The following is a 19,440-nucleotide window of genomic DNA, read 5'->3' as shown; positions in this document are numbered from 1 at the left end:
GGAGTTCTGGCAGAGCCCGAACTCCGTGACGATGAAAGCGCGCTACGCGGGGACGGGGACCCGGGAGGGCTCGAGGCGGACGACGATCGCCTTCGCGACCGGGGTGTTGCTCTCCTTCGCGGAGGAGCCGAGCGGGATGAGCACGTTCGCCTCGGGGTAGTAGGCCGCCGCGTTGCCGCGGGGCGTGTTGTAGGAGACGACCCGCCAGCCCTCGGCGCGGCGCTCGGTGCCGTCGGTCCACTCGCTGATCAGGTCGACCCGGTCGCCCTCCGCGAGGCCCCGCGCGGCGAGGTCGTCGGGGTGCACCAGCACGACCTCGCGGGCGCCGTGCACGCCGCGGTAGCGGTCGTCCTTGCCGTAGACGGTGGTGTTGAACTGGTCGTGCGAGCGGATGGTCTGCAGCAGCAGGCGCCCCTCCGGCACGCACGGGTACTCGAGCGCGTTCACGGTGAACTGCGCCCGCGCGTCCTTGCCGCCCTCGGTGTTCGTCGTGAAGTGGCGGGTGTCGCGCGCCGCGTGCGGCAGCACGAAGCCGCCCGGCCGGTCCAGCTTCTCCTCGTACGCCTCGAAGCCGGGCACGACGTGCGAGATGTGCTTCCGGATCACCCGGTAGTCGTCGCGCATCGCCTTCCAGTCGGCGTACGCGGTGTTCGGCCGGCCGGCCAGCACGCGCTCGGCGATGCCGGTGACGATGGCGACCTCGCTGCGCAGCTCGGGCGACGCCGGCTGCAGGTGGCCGTGCGAGCCGTGCACCGCGCTCACCGTGTCCTCGACGCTGACCCGCTGCGGCCCGGAGGCCTGCAGGTCGATCTCGGTGCGGGCGATCGTCGGCAGGATCAGCGACCGGCGGGCGTGCACCACGTGCGACCGGTTCAGCTTCGTCGACACCTGCACGTTCAGCGACAGCGTGCGCATCACCGCCTCCGTCGACGCGGTGTCGGGCGTCGCCTTCGCGAAGTTGCCGCCCATCCCCATGAACACCTTCACGCGGCCCTCGTGCATCGCCTTCAGCGCCTCGACCGTGTCGAAGCCCTTCTCCCGCGGGGAGGCGAAGCCGAACTCCGCGTCGAGGCGGTCGTGGAACGGGGCGGGCATCTGCTCCCAGATCCCCATCGTCCGGTCGCCCTGCACGTTCGAGTGCCCGCGCACCGGCAGCAGGCCGGCGCCCGGCCGGCCGATGTTGCCCGTCGCGAGCAGGAGGCTCGTGAGGTCGCGGATCGTCGCGACCGCGTTCGCGTGCTGCGTGAGCCCCATCGCCCAGGCGATGATCACGCTCCTCGCGTCGGCCATCATCGTGCCGACCGTGCGGATCTGCCGCTCCGTCAGCCCGCTCGCGCGCTCGACCTCCGCCCAGTCGACGGACAGCACCTGCGCCTTCCAGCCCTCGAAGCCGTCGGTGTAGTGGTCGATGAAGTCGTGGTCGAGCACGGTGCCGCCGCGCTGCGCGTCGAGCTCGATCAGCACCTTGCCGAGCGCCTGGAACAGCGCCTGGTCGCCGCCGAGCCGGATCTGCAGGAACTCGTCCGCGATCTGCCGGCCCTTGAACACGAGGCCGCGCACCGACTGCGGGTTGTCGAAGTGCAGCAGCCCCGCCTCCCGCAGCGGGTTGACGGCGACGATGCGGCCGCCGTTCTTCTTCGCGTTCTCGAGGCGGGTCAGCATGCGGGGCGCGTTCGTGCCCGGGTTCTGCCCGGCGACGATGATCAGGTCGGCGTGCTCGATGTCGTCGATGTTGACGGTCGCCTTGCCGATGCCGATTGTCTGCGTCAGCGCGCGGGTCGTCGACTCGTGGCACATGTTCGAGCAGTCCGGCAGGTTGTTCGTGCCGAGCGAGCGGACGAGCAGCTGGTAGACGAACGCGGCCTCGTTGCTCGTGCGGCCGGAGGTGTAGAAGACCGCCTCGTCGGGCGAGGAGAGCCGGTCGATCTCCTCCTGCACGACGTCGAACGCGCGGTCCCAGGACACGGGCCGGTAGTGGGTGTCCCCCGCGTCGAGCAGCATGGGCGTGGTCAGGCGGCCCTGCATGCCGAGGGAGTAGTCGTCCCAGTCCTCGAGCTCGGACACGGGGTGCGCGGCGAAGAACTCCGGGGTCACGCGCCGCGTCGTCGCCTCCTCGGCCGTCGCCTTCGCGCCGCTCTCGCAGAACTCGGCGGGCGAGCGGCGCCCCGGCTCCGGGTCGGGCCACGCGCAGCTCGGGCAGTCGAAGCCCTTCACCTGGTTGATCGCCATCAGGGTGCGCGCCGTGCGGACGGGCCCCATCTGCTCCTCGCCCATCTGCAGCGAGTGCCCGATGGCCGGCCAGCCGGTCGCATGCGTCCGGGGCTTCGTCACGCGAAGCCCCGAGTCGCCGATGTTCTGCTCCGCTCGCGCGGTGGTGTCGTCGCCCATGTCCGCCTCCCGGTCGCGATGCTACGTCCCGCCTCCCGGACGGGCGGTGCGATCATCGCCGCATGAGGCTGATCGCACGGCGGCGGGTGCAGAACGTGCGCGTGGCGGAGCACCGCCGGGTGCGGGAGGACGTGCTGGCGCTCGAGGAGCCGCTCGAGATCCGGGTGAACGGCTCCCGCTTCAGCGTGACGATGCGCACGCCCGGCGACGACTTCGACCTCGTGGCGGGCTTCCTCGTGTCGGAGGGGGTCGTGGCTGCGCGCGACGACCTGCCCGACATGCGCACCGTGTCCGGCATCGGCATGGACGGCGAGCCCACCTTCAACATCGTCGACGCGACGGTGACCGGGCGCGGGGTGGCCCAGGCCGCGGAGCGCGCCCGCACGATGTACACGACGAGCGCCTGCGGGGTGTGCGGCCTCGCCTCCATCGACGCGGTGCGCACCGCCTCCGCCTTCCCGATCCTGCCCGTCGGGTTCACGGTGCCGGAGGCGCTGATCGCGGGGCTGCCCGACCGGCTGCGCGCGGAGCAGCGGCTCTTCGACGCGACCGGCGGCGTGCACGCGGCGGGCCTGTTCGACGCCGACGGCGTCGCCGAGGTCGTGCGGGAGGACGTCGGCCGCCACAACGCCGTCGACAAGATCGTCGGGCGCGCGCTCACCGACGGGCGGCTGCCCCTGTCCCGCACCGTGCTGCAGGTGTCGGGCCGCGCCTCGTTCGAGCTCGTGCAGAAGGCGCGCATGGCGGGCATCCCGGTGCTCGCGGCCGTGAGCGCGCCCTCCTCCCTCGCGGTCGAGCTCGCGGAGGAGGCCGGCATCACCCTGGTGGGCTTCAGCCGGGGCCGCTCCTTCACGATCTACGCCCACCCGGAGCGCATCACCGCCTGAGCACGCCCCTCTTCGCTCACGCTTCGTGCCGCGCAACGGGCACTCACGCGGCAAGAAGCGTGAGCGAAGTGCGGATCAGCGGCCGCGGCGGGTGAACCAGCGGTCGGAGAGCAGCAGCACGACGAAGGCGACGACGAAGCCGATCACCGCGCTGGCGAGCGCCGCGCCGATGCCGTTGCCCGCGAGCAGCTGCAGCGCGAGCAGCACCACGGCCAGCACGGCCGAGATCACGATCCTGCGCGGCACGGTCAGCGCCCCTGCCGGTCGGGGGCGTCGTCGGTCCAGCTGCCGTAGACCGCCTCCGCGTTGCTCGCGATCTGCGCGGCGAGCATCGACGGGTCCGTCTCCAGCACCTGCGCCATGAAGCGGAGGGTGTGGGGCACGAGGTAGGGGGCGTTCGGGCGGCCGCGGACCGGCGCGGGCGCGAGCCAGGGCGCGTCCGTCTCCACGAGGAGCCGGTCGCGCGGCGTGACGCGCAGGGCCTCGCGCAGGCCCTCCGCGTTCTTGAACGTGACGGTGCCGGCGAAGGAGAGGTACCAGCCGTTCGCGGAGGCGAGCCGCGCGAGGCCCGCGTCGCCGGAGAAGCAGTGGAACACCGTGCGGGCGGGGGCGCCGACGCGCAGCAGGGTGTCGACGACCTCGACGTGCGCGTCGCGGTCGTGGATCTGCAGCGCGGCGCCGTGCCGCTTCGCGATGTCGATGTGCGCCTCGAAGGATCGGAACTGAGCGGCGCGCCCCTCCTCCCCCGTCCGGTAGAAGTCGAGGCCGGTCTCCCCCACGGCCCGCACGCGCGGCTGCGCGGCGAGCTCGTCGATCACGGCGAGCGCGTCGTCGAGGCCGCCCTCCGCCTCCAGCACCGCGGCGTCGTTCGGGTGGATCGCGACGGCGGCGAGCATGCGGGGGTCGATCGCCGCGTGCCCGGCGGACCAGCGGCTGGACTCGACGTCGGTGCCGACCTGCACGACGCCCTTCACCCCGGCGACGGAGGCGCGGTCGAGCTGCTCCCGCCAGTCGAGGGGTTCGCCTCCGTCGTCGCCGAACCAGCCCGGCCCGGAGAAGGGGTCGATGTGGGTGTGGTCGTCGTAGACGGGGACCTTCAGCGCCTCCGGCAGCGCCGGGTAGCTGCGGTCAGCCACGGGCCGGCGCCTCAGGCATTCAGGACCTCGGGGTCGATGCGCGGGAAGAGCGGCTCGAGCGCCTGCACCGTCGTGCCGGCGGGCAGCTTCCCCCAGTCGCCGGCGGCGCGGAGGCGCTGGTCGAGCAGCAGGCCGAGCGCGGGCTCCGCGCCGAGCGCGGTCCAGAGCTTCGCCGTCGCCTTCGGCAGCACCGGGGACAGCAGCACGGCGAGCGCGCGGAGCCCCTCCGCCGCGGTCGCGAGCACCGAGTCGAGGCGCCCCGCCTGCTCCGGGTCCTTCGCCAGCGCCCACGGCTCCTCGAGGGTGATGTAGCCGTTCAGCTCCTCGACGATCGTCCAGATCGCCGCGACCGCCTCGTGCGGCGCCATCCGCTCGATCGCGAGGTCCGCCTCCACCGCCGCGCGCCGCACGGTCTCGCGGATGCCGAGGTCGCGCTCGCTCGCCTCGCCCGGCGCCGGCAGGACGCCGCCGCGGTAGCGGGTGAGCATCGCGATCACGCGGGAGGCGAGGTTGCCGAAGCCGTTCGCGAGCTCGGCCTGGTAGCGGGCGGCGAGGTCCTCCCACGAGAACGAGCCGTCCTGCCCGAAGGGGATGGCGCGGAGGAAGTAGTAGCGGAAGGCGTCGGAGCCGAAGACGTCGGTGATCTGGTTCGGCGCGATGCCGGTCAGCTTCGACTTCGACATCTTCTCGCCGCCGACGAGCAGCCAGCCGTGCGCGAAGACCTGCTTGGGCACCTCCAGCCCCGCGGCCATCAGCATCGCGGGCCAGATCACCGCGTGGAACCGCAGGATGTCCTTGCCGACCAGGTGCGTGGCCGGCCAGCGACGGTTCAGGGTCGCCTCGTCGCCGTCGAACCCGACGGCGGTCACGTAGTTCAGCAGCGCGTCGAACCACACGTAGACGACGTGCTTGGTGTCCCACGGCACGGGCACGCCCCAGTCGAACGTGGAGCGCGAGATCGACAGGTCGTCGAGGCCCTGCTTCACGAACTGCACGACCTCGTTGCGGGCGCTGTCGGGCTGCACGAAGTCGGGCCGCTCCTCGTAGAGGGCGAGCAGCCGGTCGGTGAAGCGGCTCATGCGGAAGAAGTAGTTGCGCTCCTTCAGCAGCTCGACCGGGATCGAGTGGATCGCGCAGACGAGCTCGCCGTCGTACTTCCCGGTGCCCGTGACGAGCTCGGAGGTCTGCTTGTACTCCTCGCAGCCCACGCAGTAGAAGCCCTCGTAGTCGCCCGCCTCGATGAAGCCGGTGTCGTAGAGCTTCTGGATGAAGGCGGCCACGCCCTGCTCGTGGCGGGGCTGCGTCGTGCGGATGAAGTCGTCGTTCGCGATGTCGAGCGTCTCGAGCAGCGGGATCCAGGACTCCTGCACGAGCTTGTCCGCCCACTCGCGCGGCCCCATGTCGTTCGCCGTCGCGGTGCGGAGCATCTTCTGCCCGTGCTCGTCCGTGCCGGTCAGGGACCAGGTGTCGTCGCCGGCCTGCCGGTGCCAGCGGGACAGCACGTCCGCGGCGACCTCGGTGTAGCCGTGACCGATGTGGGGCACGTCGGAGGGGTAGAAGATCGGCGTGGTGATGTAGAACGACCGGTCTGCGGGCACCACGGGATTTTACCGGGCGCGCCGATGCACGTGACGACCAGACCTGTTCGCGGACGAGGGAATGCAGCGGACCGGCTCCTCTGATCCGCGGACAGCAGGGCGTCAGGGCGCGGAGACCTGCAGGACGACCTTGCCGAGGCCGCTGCGGCGCGAAACCTCGCGGTACGCGTCCTGCACCTGCTCGAGCGGGAAGCGGCCCTTGATCGGCACCTCGAAGCCGCCCTCCGACGCGATCGCCGCGAGCGTGCGGACGCCCTGCGCCGGGTCCTCGAGCGCGGCCATGCCCGTCACCTGCACCCCGAGGCGGTCGCCGGCGGCGAAGTCGGCGACCGTCGCGACGCGCTCCGGCGCCGCGCCGAGCGCCACGGCGAGGTCGGTGTACCCGTTCCCGAACAGGTCGAAGAAGGCGGCGACGCCGTCGGGCGCGGCTGCGCGGAGGCGGTCCTCGAGCCCGTCCCCGTAGGCGACGGACTCGGCGCCGTGCTGCCGCAGCCAGTCGTGGTTCGCCTCCCCGGCGACCGCGAGCACGCGTGCGCCGGTGCCGACCGCGAGCTGCGTGAGGAACACCCCGACGCCGCCGGCGGCCCCGGCCACGACGACCGTGTCGCCGGCCGCGACCGGCACGGTCTGCAGCAGCGCGAGCGCGGTGGTGCCGGCCACGTACAGCGTGGCGGCGACGTCCCAGTCGAGCGCCTCGGGCTTCGGCACGACGCGGGAGGCGGGCAGCAGCACGAGCTCCGCCTGCGCGTTCCGGCCGTCGGACAGGCCGATCACGGGCTCGCCGACCGCGACCCCGCTGACGCCGGGACCCGCCGCGGCGACCACGCCGGCGAGGTCGCTGCCCTGCCCCTCCGGGAACACGGCCGGGAACATCGACGCCAGCGCGCCGGACCGGATGCCGACCTCGCCCGGGTTCGTGCCCGCGGCGACGACCCGCACGACGACCTCGCGGGCACCGGGTCCGGCACCTCCCGGACCTCGAGGACCGTCTCGTCGCCGTACCCGTCGAATCGCACCGCTCGCATGCTGGGACCAACCCGACCGGCGTCGGAGGACTTCCCGTCGTTCAGCGCCCTGCGCGGGCGGCCAGCGCGGCGTCGTAGAGCGCCTTCCGGGACAGCCCGGTGCGCCCCGCGACCTCCGCCGAGGCGTCCTTCAACCGCGCGCCGCCGTCCACCAGGGCGAGCACCTCGGCGAGCGCGTCGTCCGCGTCGACGGGCACCGCCGCCACGCCCGCGAGCACGACCACCACCTCGCCCCGCACGCCCTGCTCGGCCCACGCCGCGACCTCGGCGACGGTGCCGCGCACGACCTCCTCGAACAGCTTCGTGAGCTCCCGGGCGACGACGACCTGGCGGTCCGGACCGAACACCTCCACCATCGCCTGCAGCAGCGACGCGGTGCGGTTCGGGGACTCGAACAGGACGGTCGTGCGGGGCTCCGCGGCGAGCGTCTCGAGGAAGCGCCGCCGCTCCCCCGGCTTCCGCGGCGGGAACCCCTCGAACACGAACCGGTCCGTCGGCAGCCCGGCGAGCGCCAGCGCGGTGAGCACCGCGGAGGCGCCGGGGATCGCGGTGACCGGCACGTCCGCGTCGATCGCCGCGCGGACCAGCGCGAAGCCCGGGTCGGACACGGTCGGCATGCCCGCGTCCGAGACGAGGACCACCTCCCCCGCCCGTGCGGCGTCGAGCAGCTCGGCGATGCGCGCCCGCTCGGTGTGCTCGTTCACCGTGACGAGCCGGGCGTGCGTCTCCACGTGCAGGCCCGCGAGCAGCCGCTGCGCGACCCGGGTGTCCTCCGCGGCGATCACGTCGGCCCCGGCGAGCGCGTCCATCAGGCGGCGCGACGCGTCGCCGAGGTTGCCGATCGGGGTGGCGGCGAGCACGAGCACCCCCAGAGTCTGCCGCTGCCGGTCGCGGCGCCGCTGCGGGAGCCGGGCGCGACCGTATCCTTCCTCCGTGTCGCAGGCCGTCGCTCCCGTCGCCGAGACGGCGGCGCGCCTTCCGCTCTTCGACCGGATCTCCTCCTGGCTGCGGTACGGGCCGCCCGCGGTGCTGCTGATCGCGGCCGTCGCACGCCTCGTCGGGCTGGGCTACCCGCCGCACCTCGTGTTCGACGAGACCTATTACGTCAAGGACGCGTGGACCCTCCTGCACCTCGGGTACGAGGGCTCCTGGGACGCCGCGCAGGCGCCCGCCGGCTTCGGCGACGTGAACAGGGCGTTCGAGGCGGGGCACGTCGACTTCTACTCCTCGACGGCCCAGTACGTCGCGCATCCCCCGCTCGGCAAGTGGATCATCGCCCTCGGTGAGGTCGCCGCCGGCGGCGCGCAGAACCCCTACGGCTGGCGGCTGTCCGTCGCGGTCGTGGGGATCCTGGCGGTGGCCCTGCTGATGCTCGTCGCGCACCGGATGTTCCGCACGCCGCTCGTCACGACCCTCGCCGGCGGCCTGTTCGCGATCGACAACCAGGCGATCGTGATGTCGCGGATCGGTCTGCTCGACAACATCGTGATGTTCCTGGCGCTCGCGGGCTTCGCCTGCGTGCTCGAGGACCGCTTCTTCGCCGAGCGGCGGCTCGGCGCCTGGCTGATGCGCCGGAGGCGCGGCATCGGCGAGTGGGGCCCGACGCTCCTCTGGCGACCGTGGCTGATCGGCGCGGGCGTCGCCTTCGGCCTCTGCACCGCTGTGAAGTGGTCGGGCCTGTACTTCCTCGCGGCCTTCGCCCTCTACGCCGTCGGCACCGACCTGCTGCTGCGACGGCGGGCCGGGGTGAAGTTCTGGTGGTCGGCGGGGCTGCTGAAGCAGGCGCCGATGATCGCCGTCAGCATGCTGCCGCCTGCGCTCGCCGCCTACCTGCTCGGCTGGACCGGCTGGTTCGTGACCGGCAGCGGGTACGACCGGCGCTACCTCGCGGACGGCGGGCAGCGGTTCACCGGCCTGCTCGCGTGGGTGCCCGACCCGATCCAGGACCTGTGGGCCTGGACGAGCCAGATCTACCTGTTCCACATCGGCCTCGACTCCGGGCACCCCTACAAGGCGCCCGCGCTGGGCTGGCCGCTGATCGCCCGGCCGACCTCGATGTGGTGGGACGCGAACGCCGGGCGGTGCGGCGACGGCAGCTGCGTGTCGGCGATCACCGACCTGCCGAACCCGCTGATCTGGTACGCCGCGATCGCCGCCTCCGTCTACCTGCTGGTGCGGTTCGTGCGGAAGCGGGAGTGGCAGGCGGCCCTGATCCTGATGGGCTTCGTCGGCGGCTACCTGCCCTGGCTGCAGTACCCGAACCGCACGATGTTCTTCTTCTACTCGATCGCGTTCGAGCCCTACATGCTGCTCGCCCTCGCGGCGACGATCGGGCTGATGGTCGTCAAGCCGCAGGGCATCGACTCGCCGGACGAGCTCGTCGCCGCGGAGGCGTCCTACGGCCTGCGCGTGCGCCGCACCCTGGTCGCGGTGTTCGTGGTCGCCGCCGTGGTGCTCAGCGCCTTCTTCTTCCCCATCAGCGCGGGGCTGCCGGTGCCGTACTGGTTCTGGCACCTGCACATGTGGTCGCCGACCTGGATCTAGGGAGCCGGCGGGCACGGCACGATTGACCGCATGACGCTCCCGTTCGAAGTCCCTGCCGAGTCGGTGCTGCGCGAGCGGGGCAGCGCCAAGTGGACGGCCTTCCCCGACGCGATCGGCGCGTTCGTCGCGGAGATGGACTTCGGGATCGCGCCCGTCGTCCGCGCCGCGATCGACGCGGAGCTCGACGCGGCACGCACCGGCTACCTCCCGCTCGCGGCGTCGACCGCGCTCGCCGAGGCGACCGCGGCGTGGAGCGCCGAGCGGTACGACTGGCCGATCCGGCCGGATCAGGTGCGGCCGGTGGCGGACGTGCTGACCGGTCTCGACCTGGTGCTGCGGCGCTACTCCGACCCGTCGAAGCCGGTGATCGTGCCGACGCCGGCCTACATGCCGTTCCTGCAGATCCCGCAGCGGCACGGCCGGGAGATCATCGAGGTGCCGTCGCCGGAGGTCGACGGCCGGTACGAGCTCGACCTGGCCGGCATCGCGGCGGCGTTCGAGGCGGGCGCGGACGTGCTGGTGCTCTGCAACCCCTGGAACCCGGTCGGCCGCGTGCTGACGCGGGACGAGCTCGTCGCGGTCAGCGAGGTCGTCGACCGGGTCGGCGGCCGCGTCTTCGCCGACGAGATCCACGCGCCCGTCGTCTTCCCCGGGCAGCGGCACGTGCCGTACGCGAGCGTGAGCGACGCGGCGGCCGCCCACACGATCACGGCGATCAGCGCCTCCAAGGCGTTCAACCTGCCCGGGCTGAAGTGCGCGCAGCTGGTGCTGTCGAACGACGCGGACGCCGAGCGGTACGCGGAGGTGGCGGGGCTCGTCGCGCACGGCGCCGCGGGCTTCGGGGTGGCTGCGAACACCGCGGCGTACACCGAGGGCGGACCCTGGCTCGACGGGGTGCTCGAGTACCTCGACGCCTCCCGCACCCGGGTCGGCGAGCTGCTCGCGGAGCGCCTGCCGCAGGTCGGCTACCGCGCACCGGAGGGCAGCTACATCGCCTGGCTCGACGTGCGCGCGCTCGACCTGGGCGACGCCCCGGCCGAGGCGATCCGGGAGCGGGCCGGCGTCGCGCTGACCGACGGCGCCGCGTGCGGCGAGGCTGGCCGCGGCTTCGTGCGGCTCATCCTCGCGACGCCGCTGCCGGTGCTCGAGGAGATCGTCGACCGCCTGGCCCGCGCCTTCGGCTGATGAGCGCCGACGAGGTCGTGCTCACCTCCCGCCGCGCCCGCTGGCGGACGGACGGGCGCGGCTGGGAGGCGGGGCGGCTGCACCTGACGGACCGCCGCCTCCGCCTCACCGCGCACGACGGCACGACCGTCGAGGTGCTCGTGGCCTCGGTGTCGTCGGTGCGCGTCGTGCGCCTGCCGAGGTCGACGCTGGTGCTGGCGACCGACGACGGCAGGCTCCGCGTCCGCTGCTTCGCGGTGCCCGCCGTCGCCGGCCTCCTGCCTCGATCTTCCGTCTCGTAGGCGTTCTGCGCCTGCGGGACGAGGATCAGCCGGCGAGCCAGGCGTCGATGCCGACCAGCCCGCGGGCCTTGACGTCGTCAGGCGCGCCGGAGGCGGACAGGGAGGCGCGGGCGCAGCCGGCGAGCTGCTCGTCGGTGAGGCCGAGTCGCTCCCGGCTCAGCTCGTACTCCTCGAGCACGTTCGGGCCGAACTGCACCGGGTCGTCCGCGTTGATGGAGCACGTGACGCCGGCCGCGAGCAGCGCGGGCAGCGGGTGGTGCTCGAGGTCCGGCACGACGTGCAGCACGACGTTCGAGCTCGGGCAGACGTCGAGGCAGACGCCGAGCCGCGCGACCTCGGCGGTCAGCTCCGCGTCCTCGATCACGCGGACCCCGTGCAGGATGCGGTCGGCGTGCAGCACCTCGACGGCCTCCCGCACCGACTCGGGGCCGACCAGCTCGCCGGCGTGCGGGGTGATCAGCAGCCCCGCGGCCCGGGCGATGTCGAACGCCTCGGCGAACGGCGCCGCCGGGAAGCCGCGCTCGTCGGCGTGCAGGCCGAAGGAGACGACGCCGCGGTCGGCGTAGGCCGCGGCGAGCCGCGCGTCCGCGACGGCCTGCTCGACCGCGCCCGTGCGCGCGGAGGCGATCATCGCCCGGATCACGACGCCGGTGCGCGCCTCCTCCTTCGCCGCGGCGGCGAGGAGGAAGTCGAGCGACGCCTGCGTGTCACCGCCGAACAGGTGGGCGTGCAGCACGGGCGCGAGGGTGGTCTCGACGTAGACGACGCCGTCGGCCTTCGCGTCATCGGCGAGCTCGGCCATGATCCGCTCGAGCTGGTCGGGACGGCGGATCAGGTGCAGCACGTCGCCGTACGCGGCCTCGAAGTCGGAGAAGTCGGCGAAGTCCGCCCACGACGGCACCGGCTCGTCCGCCTCCGCGGCGATGTCGCGCAGCGTCGCGGGGCGCATGGAGGCCTCGAAGTGCAGGTGGAGATGGCCTTTGGGCAGCAGTGCGAGATCGCGGGTCACCCCTCCATCCTCCCGGCCCGATGTTTCGAGCGGACGACGAGGGCCCGCGGCCCGGCGGATGCCGGACCACGGGCCCATTGGTGATGCGAGGTCAGTGCTTGGGGTTCTTCACCGTCAGCTTGCCCGCGCGCTTGGCGGTGGCGCCGTGCACGGTCAGCTTGCTGGTGCCCTTGCCGGCCTTGGCCTGCGGGAAGACGAAGATCCCGTACTCGCTCGCGCGACCGGAGGCGATCGTCTTCGCGCCGTCCTTGACGACGACGTGCTCACCGGCGGCGAGCTTCTCGACGGCGACGTACTTCCGACCGTCCTGGCCGGACACGCTGTGCAGCTTCAGCGCCTTCTTGGCCGAGAGGGACGTGACGGTCAGCACGGTGGCCGCGCGCTTGGCGGGGTCCGTCACCTTGCGGGAGCCGCTGACGACGATCGTGTGGACCTTGTCCTTGCTCGCCTTCTTGAGCTTCACGGAGACGGACAGGGCGCCGGCCTTCTTCACGGTGCCCCGCTTGACGACCTTGCCGTCGACCTTGACCGTCCAGTGCTCGCCCTTCTGGAAGCCCGACACCTTGACCGGCACGACGGCGGCGCCGACCGTGACGGGAGCGACCGGCTTCGCCTTGATCAGGTCGACCTGCTTGGAGACCGTGATCACCACGAAGGCGTCCTCGTAGCCGTCCTTGTTCGCGACCCGGACGCGGACGGTGAAGGTGCCCGACTCGGTCGGAGCGCCGGTGATGACGCCGGTCCTCGCGTTCAGCGCGACGCCCTTGGGCAGGCCGCCGCCGATGAGCTTGAAGGTGAGCGGAGACGCGCTCTCCGCCGCGACCGCCAGCGTCAGCTGGTGGCCGAACTTGACGGACGCGCGCGGCGCGGCACCGAGGACCGGGCGGGAGGCGACGGGCGCGGCCGCGCCGATCGCGATCGTGAAGGCGCGGTCGGTGGAGCCGAAGCGGCTCGTCGCCCGCACCGTGAAGGAGGCGGAGGCGGCGGCGGTCGGCGTGCCCGAGATGTACCCGGTGCTGCCGAGGCTCAGCCCGGAGGGCAGGGCGCCGGAGACGATCGAGTAGGAGGTGTCGTCGTTCCCGCCCACGGCCACCTGCGTGCCGTAGTACTCGCCCGCGGTGCCACCGGGCAGACCGGCGGTCGCGAAGACGGGAGCGCCGCCGACGGTGAGGTGGAACGTGATGAGGTTCTCGCCCACACCGATCACGTCGAAGGTGACGTCGCCGTCGAACGCCGCGGTGGGCGTACCCGTGATGCGCCCCGTGGTGCTGTCGATGCTCAGCCCGGCAGGGAGCACGGAGCCCTGGTCGGACGAGCTCTGCGGACCGGCGACCGTGTAGGAGGTGATGCCCTCGCCCGACACGGGAAGCTGCTGGTCGTACGGCCGGCCGACGACCGCGTCCGGCAGGGTGTCCTGCGTCCCGGCCGGGACGTGCCCGTACTGCGCGTAGAGCGTCACCGGGACCGCCGTGCCGTCGATGCTGGTGCCGACCGCCGTGAGGTCGTCGGTGGACGAGTAGGTCTGCGGAACGATCGTGCCCGAGCCGTCCGCCTGCGTGGTCCACTTCCAGAAGAGGGTGTCGTCGGACGGCGCGGTGACGCCGCCGTAGAACGGCACGAGGCCGGACACCGACCCGGAGAGCAGGTTCGCGTGCGTCGCTCCGGCGATGGTGCCGCCATTCGGGACGACGGTGAGGTCGTAGTTGTAGCCCTTGACGGCGACGCGGTGCCCGATCAGGGCCGTCGGGTCCCCGTCGGCGGTGATGCTGCCGTGGTTCTCGATCGTGCCCGAGCCGTCGATCGCGTTGCCCGAGCCGTTGGAGCCGTCGAGGTAGATGGATCCGTCGTTCACGAAGTCGGCGCCGGGGAGCAGCAGCAGCGGGCTCCCGTTGGACACCTGGAAGAACACGTCCGAGTCGATCTGCAGCGCACCGGACTGCGCAGCGCTCTGGCCGCCACCGATCGAGCTCGCGCCGATAAACGCCGGCTGGATGGTCGGACCCTGCTCGGCGGTCACTCCGGCACCCGATGCGAGGTGGACCCGGCCGCCGTTCCCGTGGTCGCCACCGCCGATCCCTGCTGCACCGGCGCCGCCGGACGCGTGCACCGAGGCCTTCCCGATGGTCACGTCGATGCCCGCGTCGCCGTGCGATCCGCCGATGCCGGCACCGCCGCCGTCGGGCTGGTGGTCGTTGTCGCTGTCCAGATCGCTGCCGTAGGCCCAGACGACGGCCCCGCCGTCCGCGGCGAACGACGCGTCGCCTCCGTCCGACCCGATTCCGGCGCCGCCGTCCGCACCCGTCGAGAAGACCGTCGCGCCTGAGACGTGGAAGGAGGCCCCGTGGCCGAGCTGCACACCGGACGTCGGGGTGGTCGCGGAGGAGTCCGCGTTGAAGTGCACCGAGCCGTCGCCGACCGAGCCGTCGACGGAGGTCGAGTCGACGATGTCGAGCTCGATCCCAGCGTTCACAGTGAGCTGGTCGAGGTTCACCTGGCTTGCGCCGTTCAGGTCCAGCGTCTTCGAGACGTCGACGGTCGTCGAAGCGGCGGAGCCCGAGGGGTCGGGGTCGGTGTCGAAGCCGTCCTCGAGCGTGATCGAGGTGGCGGATCCGGCGAGCGCGGCTTTGAGATCGACGACGTTGTGCACCTCGACCGTCGCACCATCGGCGAAGGCGGGAGCGGAGCCGAGCATGCCTGCGGCGAGTGCGCCGGTCATGACGAGCCCTCCGAGCGCGAGGCGGCGGCGGGCGTTCAGGCGGCAGGTCGCCTGAGCAGAGCTGTGGAACACGGGTCTCCTCGACCGAGCGCGCGAGTCGGGGGACGCGCTCTTCCGTGAAGTTATGGTGCGACGGAGCGTGCACTCGGGAGGCGCACGACCCCCAGAACGAGGGTCTCAGCGGTCGTGCACGCGCACGGGCGCACGCTGGCGGCATGCAGACCGCACCCATGCAGTACACGCACCTCGGCCGCTCCGGCCTGTCCGTCTCCCGCCTCTGCCTCGGCACCATGAACTTCGGGATGGAGGCCGAGGAGTCCGACAGCTTCGGGATCATGGACGCCGCCCACGACGCCGGCATCAACTTCTTCGACACCGCCAACCGCTACGGCGGGAAGACCGGTCCCGGCGGCACCGAGAAGATCCTCGGCCGCTGGTTCGCGCAGGGCGGCGGGCGCCGCGAGAAGACCGTGCTCGCCACCAAGCTCTACGGTGACATGGGCGACTGGCCGAACGAGGGCAAGCTGTCCGCGCTGAACATCCGGCGGGCGCTCGACGCCAGCCTGCAGCGGCTGCAGACCGACTACATCGACCTGTACCAGTTCCACCACGTCGACCGGGGCACGCCCTGGGACGAGATCTGGCAGGCCATGGAGGTCGCCGTCGCCCAGGGCAAGATCCTGTACGCGGGCAGCAGCAACTTCGCCGGGTGGCACCTCGCGACGGCGCAGGAGGAGGCGCGGAAGCGCGGCTACACGGGCCTCGTCAGCGAGCAGTCGCTGTACAACCTCATCGCCCGCACCATCGAGCTCGAGGTGATCCCGGCCGCGCAGCACAACGGCATCGGGATCATCCCCTGGTCGCCGCTGCAGGGCGGCCTGCTCGGCGGGGTGCTGAAGAAGGAGCGCGACTCGAGCCGCCGCACCTCCGGCCGCGCGAAGGAGACGCTGGAGGCGCACCGCGAGCAGATCGAGCAGTACGAGGACTTCGCCGACGAGCTCGGCCAGGAGCCGGGCGACGTCGCGCTCGCCTGGCTGCTGCACCAGCCGGCCGTGACCGCGCCGATCATCGGCCCGCGCACCCGCGAGCAGCTCGACGCGGGGCTGCGCGCCCTCGACGTGCGGCTCGACGCCGACGCCCTCGCCCGCCTCGACGCCATCTTCCCGGGCCACAGGCCTGCGCCGGAGGACTACGCCTGGTAGCCCCGGCTTGCAGGACGCGTCCGGGTGCGGCACCCTGGTCGGCTGCTCGCGCAGCCGGCCACCGCGCCGCTCCCCCGGAGGCTCCCCGTGGCGCACCTCGAGCTCGCACACGTCGACCACGCCCTCGACGACGGCCGGCCGCTGCTGAACGACGTCTCGCTGCGCATCGGCGACGGCGCGAAGGTGGCGCTGGTCGGGCCGAACGGCATCGGCAAGACGACGCTGCTCGGCCTGCTCGACGGTCGCATCCCCGTGCAGTCGGGCTCACGCGGCCTCTCCGGCCGCCTGGGCGTGATGCGCCAGTTCGTCGGCAGCGTGCGCGACGGGACGACGATCCGCGACCTGCTGCTCACGACGAGCCCTCCCGCGATCCGGGCGGCGGCCGCGGCGCTGGACGCGGCGGAGGAGCGCGCCATGCTCGACGACAGCGAGCGCGCGCAGATGGCGTACGCCCGGGCGCTGGCCGACTGGGGCGACGCGGGCGGCTACGACGAGGAGGTCCGCTGGGACTCCGCGACGCTCGAGGCGCTGCACGTGCCGTTCGACCAGGTGCGGTACCGCCGCGCCGGCACCCTCTCCGGCGGCGAGCAGAAGCGGCTCGTGCTCGAGAGCCTGTTCAGCGGCCCGGACGACGTGCTGCTGCTCGACGAACCCGACAACTACCTCGACGTGCCCGGCAAGCAGTGGCTCGAGCGCATCGTCCGCGAGTCGCCGAAGACCGTGCTGCTCGTCACGCACGACCGCGAGGTGATCGCGCGCTGCGCCTCCGCCATCGCGACGCTCGAGCGCGGCGCGGCCGGCGCGACGCTGTGGCTGCACGGCGGGACGCTCGACACGTACCGGCAGGCGCGCATCGACCGCAACGACCGGCTCGACGAGGTGCGCCGCCGCTGGCTCGAGGAGGAGCAGAAGCTCAAGGACCTCGTCCAGCTGTACAAGACGAAGGCCGCCTACAACTCCGACATGGCGTCGCGCCTCCAAGCGGCGCGCACCCGCCTCGCGCGGTTCCAGGCGGAGGGGCTGCCGGAGGCCGCGCCGGTGCCGGAGCAGGTGTCGATGCGCCTGCTCGGCGGCCGCACCGCGAAGCGGGCGATCGTCTGCGAGCGCCTCGAGCTGACCGGGCTGATGCGCCCGTTCTCCACCGAGGTGTGGTTCGGCGACCGCGTCGCGGTGCTCGGCAGCAACGGCTCGGGCAAGAGCCATTTCCTCCGCCTGCTGCGGCAGACCGACGAGAACAGGGTGGGCGGGGAGGGGGTCGGCGACCCGGTCGCGCACACGGGCGACGTGCGGCTCGGCAACCGCGTGCGCACGGGCTACTTCAACCAGACGCACCAGCACCCGGAGTTCACGGGCCGCACCCTGCTCGAGATACTCGACGCCGGGTCGGAGGACCGCACGGGCCTCGACCGCGGCGGCGCCTCCTCGGTGCTCGGCCGCTACGGCCTGGTGAAGAGCGCCGAGCAGCGGTTCGAGAGCCTGTCCGGCGGCCAGCAGGCGCGGTTCCAGATCCTGCTGCTCGAGCTGGAGGGGGCGACGATGCTGCTGCTCGACGAGCCGACCGACAACCTCGACTTCGAGTCCGCGGAGGCGCTGGAGCAGGCGCTGCGGCGCTTCGAGGGCGCGGTCGTCGCCGTGACCCACGACCGCTGGTTCGCGCGCGGCTTCGACCGCTTCCTGGTGTTCGACGAGGACGGCCGGGTCCGGGAGTCGGACGCGCCCGACTGGGCGGTGGGGCATGTCCGCCGCGCCCGCTGAGGCCCGCCTGCTCGCGCTGCGGCGGGAGACGGAGGCGGAGCTCGCCGCCGCGGGCGAGCGGATCGACGCGATCACCGCGGCGCGGGCGGACGCGAACACCGACGACGAGCACGACCCGGAGGGCGCGACGATCGGGTTCGAGCGCGCGCAGGCCGACGCGCTCCGTGCCGCGCTGCGTGCGCGCCTGCCCGAGATCGACGCGGCGCTCGTCCGGGTCGCCGCCGGCACCTACGGGTCCTGCGCGATCTGCGGCGAGCCGATCGCGCCCGCCCGGCTCGAGGCCCGCCCGACCACCGACCGCTGCATCCGCCACGCCTGACGCCCACCGCTGCGCCCCCGCCCGCCGGGCGGGCGTCCAGGCGGACCCGGGACGATCGGGGTCCCGCTACGAGGAGGAACTGCGAATGCTGCGAGCCGTGTACGTCCGAACGCTGAAGGACGGCGTGAGCGACGACCAGTACATCGACGCCTGGATGCCCGAGGGCGTGTCCCGCGAGGACTACCCGGCGCGCGTCTCGATCTCGCACTCCACGGTCGAGGAGCGACAGACCGTCACGGTCTTCGAGTTCGAGGGCGACCCGGAGCACGTGCTCGACGCGCTCGCCGCCCTGGTGCGGCCCGACTGGCGCGACCGCGTCGCCGAGGTCATCGAGGGCACCGACGTCGAGACGATCTACGTCGACACCGTGACCTACGGCAGCGTCGAGGCGCCCGCCTCGCGCTGATCGATCAGGCGCTGACCGATCAGGGGCGCGTCCGGGGCGACCCGGGCGCGCCCCTGTCTCGTCAGCGGGCGGCGACCAGCTCGTCGAGCATCGTGTCGATCGCGCCGAGCGTGATGGACAGGTGGCCCTCGCCGGGCAGCAGGTGCGGCACGACGCCGGGGATGTGGCGGGCGAGGAACTGCCCGTGCGCGAACGGCACCATCAGGTCCTCCTCCCCCTGCCAGAGGAGCACCGGCTTCGCGATCTCCTGCAGGCCGAAGCCCCAGTTGAGGACGAACGCGAGGTCGTCGTCGAGCCAGCCGTCGACGGAGACGCGCAGCGCCTCGCCGAACGACGCCGCCATGTCCTCGCCGAACTCGTCGGTGAGGACCGCACGGTCGACCGGCGGCAGCAGCGTCGCCATCGACTCGATGACCCCGGCGGCCGTGGTCTGCAGCAGCTCGGGCCGCTGCCGCTCGAGCCACACGCGCAGGTCGTGCTCGCCGACCGCGGCGCGGCCGAACTCGTCGACGTTGTCCTGGCCCATGCCGGCGAGGAAGTCGAGGTCGAGCGAGTCGAACGGGCCGACGCCGGCGATGACGAGCGCGGCACGGGCCTGCGGGAGGCGGGCGGCGCAGGCGAGCGCGTGCGGACCGCCGCCGGACCAGCCGGCGACGAGGCACTCGTCGACGCGCAGCGCCTCGAGCACCTCGGCCGTGTCGGCCACCACGTCGACGACCGTGCGGCCCGGCTGCCGGGTCGACGCGGCGTAGCCGGGGCGGGACAGGCCCACGAAGCGGAGGCCGCGGGCGTGCACGGCCCGCTCGAGCGCGCGAGCGGGGCGGGCGGAGCCGGGGGTGCCGTGGTGGAACACCAGGGGCAGCCCGTCCTCGGGTCCGCTGATCCAGGTCTCGAGGAGGCGCCCGTCGGGCAGGGGCAGCATGCGGAGGGTCACGACGGGGATCCTGGCATCCCCGCCCTCGAACCCCCTCCGTGCGCGGGAGCCCGCT

General features: G+C 73.0%; 17 protein-coding genes. 8 read left to right on the top strand and 9 right to left on the bottom strand.

All coding sequences use genetic code 11. The annotated features are described in order from the left end of the window. Positions 1-42: 42 nt before the first annotated feature. Positions 43-2,388, bottom strand: coding sequence for an FdhF/YdeP family oxidoreductase (locus ABEA53_RS00580; RefSeq protein WP_345478953.1), 2,346 nt, complete (start codon positions 2,386-2,388; stop codon positions 43-45). Between the two features lie 62 nt (positions 2,389-2,450). On the opposite strand from ABEA53_RS00580, the gene fdhD reads away from it, so the two are divergent. Next, the gene (gene fdhD / locus ABEA53_RS00575) at positions 2,451-3,275 is read left to right on the top strand and encodes a formate dehydrogenase accessory sulfurtransferase FdhD (protein ID WP_345478952.1); all 825 of its coding nucleotides are present in this window, start codon (positions 2,451-2,453) and stop codon (positions 3,273-3,275) included. A gap of 75 nt (positions 3,276-3,350) precedes the next feature. On the opposite strand, the gene ABEA53_RS00570 is transcribed toward fdhD, so the two are convergent. The 5 genes from ABEA53_RS00570 to rsmI form a co-directional block, all read right to left on the bottom strand. Then, a complete protein-coding gene (locus tag ABEA53_RS00570) occupies positions 3,351-3,521 on the bottom strand; it encodes a hypothetical protein (protein WP_345478951.1) in 171 nt (56 codons plus the stop codon). Between the two features lie 2 nt (positions 3,522-3,523). Next, positions 3,524-4,411, bottom strand: a complete 888-nt coding sequence (locus ABEA53_RS00565) for a TatD family hydrolase (protein WP_345478950.1) — start codon at positions 4,409-4,411, stop codon at positions 3,524-3,526. A gap of 11 nt (positions 4,412-4,422) precedes the next feature. Further along, entirely contained in the window at positions 4,423-6,009 is a 1,587-nt protein-coding gene (gene metG / locus ABEA53_RS00560) for a methionine--tRNA ligase (RefSeq protein ID WP_345478949.1), read from the bottom strand. Between the two features lie 102 nt (positions 6,010-6,111). Then, positions 6,112-7,020, bottom strand: coding sequence for an alcohol dehydrogenase catalytic domain-containing protein (locus ABEA53_RS00555; RefSeq protein WP_425550589.1), 909 nt, complete (start codon positions 7,018-7,020; stop codon positions 6,112-6,114). 55 nt (positions 7,021-7,075) lie between these two features. After that, entirely contained in the window at positions 7,076-7,900 is an 825-nt protein-coding gene (gene rsmI / locus ABEA53_RS00550; RefSeq protein ID WP_345478947.1) for a 16S rRNA (cytidine(1402)-2'-O)-methyltransferase, read from the bottom strand. A gap of 67 nt (positions 7,901-7,967) precedes the next feature. On the opposite strand from rsmI, the gene ABEA53_RS00545 reads away from it, so the two are divergent. From ABEA53_RS00545 to ABEA53_RS00535, 3 genes are read left to right on the top strand one after another with little or no spacing between them, the layout of a single operon-like run. Next, the gene (locus ABEA53_RS00545) at positions 7,968-9,578 is read left to right on the top strand and encodes a dolichyl-phosphate-mannose--protein mannosyltransferase (protein WP_345478946.1); all 1,611 of its coding nucleotides are present in this window, start codon (positions 7,968-7,970) and stop codon (positions 9,576-9,578) included. 30 nt (positions 9,579-9,608) lie between these two features. Continuing rightward, positions 9,609-10,763 (top strand): MalY/PatB family protein, encoded by a 1,155-nt coding sequence (locus tag ABEA53_RS00540; protein WP_345478945.1) that lies wholly within the window; start codon positions 9,609-9,611, stop codon positions 10,761-10,763. Continuing rightward, positions 10,763-11,044 carry a hypothetical protein gene (locus ABEA53_RS00535; protein ID WP_345478944.1) on the top strand — a complete coding sequence of 94 codons (282 nt, stop codon included), beginning with the start codon at positions 10,763-10,765 and terminating at the stop codon, positions 11,042-11,044. The genes ABEA53_RS00540 and ABEA53_RS00535 overlap by 1 nt, the downstream gene beginning before the upstream one ends. Positions 11,045-11,069: 25 nt before the next feature. Here the strand turns inward: ABEA53_RS00535 and add are convergent, their stop codons facing one another. Together add and ABEA53_RS00525 are read right to left on the bottom strand one after the other, a co-directional pair. Next, positions 11,070-12,053, bottom strand: a complete 984-nt coding sequence (add, locus tag ABEA53_RS00530) for an adenosine deaminase (protein WP_345478942.1) — start codon at positions 12,051-12,053, stop codon at positions 11,070-11,072. A gap of 91 nt (positions 12,054-12,144) precedes the next feature. After that, a complete protein-coding gene (locus ABEA53_RS00525; RefSeq protein ID WP_345478941.1) occupies positions 12,145-14,769 on the bottom strand; it encodes a putative Ig domain-containing protein in 2,625 nt (874 codons plus the stop codon). Between the two features lie 230 nt (positions 14,770-14,999). Between ABEA53_RS00525 and ABEA53_RS00520 the strand changes: the two genes are divergently transcribed. The 4 genes from ABEA53_RS00520 to ABEA53_RS00505 all read left to right on the top strand — a co-directional run bounded on the left by ABEA53_RS00520 (position 15,000) and on the right by ABEA53_RS00505 (position 18,451). Further along, entirely contained in the window at positions 15,000-15,971 is a 972-nt protein-coding gene (locus ABEA53_RS00520) for an aldo/keto reductase (protein WP_345479650.1), read from the top strand. An 87-nt stretch (positions 15,972-16,058) separates the two neighbouring features. Beyond that, the gene (locus ABEA53_RS00515) at positions 16,059-17,726 is read left to right on the top strand and encodes an ATP-binding cassette domain-containing protein (protein ID WP_345478940.1); all 1,668 of its coding nucleotides are present in this window, start codon (positions 16,059-16,061) and stop codon (positions 17,724-17,726) included. Further along, a complete protein-coding gene (locus tag ABEA53_RS00510) occupies positions 17,707-18,045 on the top strand; it encodes a TraR/DksA family transcriptional regulator (RefSeq protein ID WP_345478939.1) in 339 nt (112 codons plus the stop codon). Before ABEA53_RS00515 ends, ABEA53_RS00510 begins: the two co-directional genes overlap by 20 nt. An 85-nt stretch (positions 18,046-18,130) precedes the next feature. Next, positions 18,131-18,451, top strand: a complete 321-nt coding sequence (locus ABEA53_RS00505; protein ID WP_345478938.1) for a hypothetical protein — start codon at positions 18,131-18,133, stop codon at positions 18,449-18,451. Positions 18,452-18,512: 61 nt separating this feature from the next. Here ABEA53_RS00505 and ABEA53_RS00500 read toward each other — a convergent pair whose 3' ends face one another. Further along, positions 18,513-19,385 (bottom strand): alpha/beta fold hydrolase, encoded by an 873-nt coding sequence (locus ABEA53_RS00500; RefSeq protein WP_345478937.1) that lies wholly within the window; start codon positions 19,383-19,385, stop codon positions 18,513-18,515. Between the last annotated feature and the right edge of the window lie 55 nt (positions 19,386-19,440).

This window comes from Amnibacterium soli (genome assembly GCF_039544415.1).
GTDB classification, from domain to species: domain Bacteria; phylum Actinomycetota; class Actinomycetes; order Actinomycetales; family Microbacteriaceae; genus Amnibacterium; species Amnibacterium soli.
The sequence above is the reverse complement of the archived record's forward strand: the minus strand, read 5'-3'. Positions and strand labels throughout refer to the sequence as shown.

Bases quoted from the DNA above. Each gene is read 5' to 3' on its own strand.
- ABEA53_RS00580 (WP_345478953.1), bottom strand. From the start codon at position 2,388: ATGGGCGACGACACCACCGCGCGAGCGGAGCAGAACATCGGCGACTCG.
- fdhD (WP_345478952.1), top strand. From the start codon at position 2,451: ATGAGGCTGATCGCACGGCGGCGGGTGCAGAACGTGCGCGTGGCGGAG.
- ABEA53_RS00540 (WP_345478945.1), top strand. From the start codon at position 9,609: ATGACGCTCCCGTTCGAAGTCCCTGCCGAGTCGGTGCTGCGCGAGCGG.
- ABEA53_RS00535 (WP_345478944.1), top strand. From the start codon at position 10,763: ATGAGCGCCGACGAGGTCGTGCTCACCTCCCGCCGCGCCCGCTGGCGG.
- ABEA53_RS00525 (WP_345478941.1), bottom strand. From the start codon at position 14,769: ATGACCGGCGCACTCGCCGCAGGCATGCTCGGCTCCGCTCCCGCCTTC.
- ABEA53_RS00520 (WP_345479650.1), top strand. From the start codon at position 15,000: ATGCAGTACACGCACCTCGGCCGCTCCGGCCTGTCCGTCTCCCGCCTC.
- ABEA53_RS00510 (WP_345478939.1), top strand. From the start codon at position 17,707: ATGTCCGCCGCGCCCGCTGAGGCCCGCCTGCTCGCGCTGCGGCGGGAG.
- ABEA53_RS00505 (WP_345478938.1), top strand. From the start codon at position 18,131: ATGCTGCGAGCCGTGTACGTCCGAACGCTGAAGGACGGCGTGAGCGAC.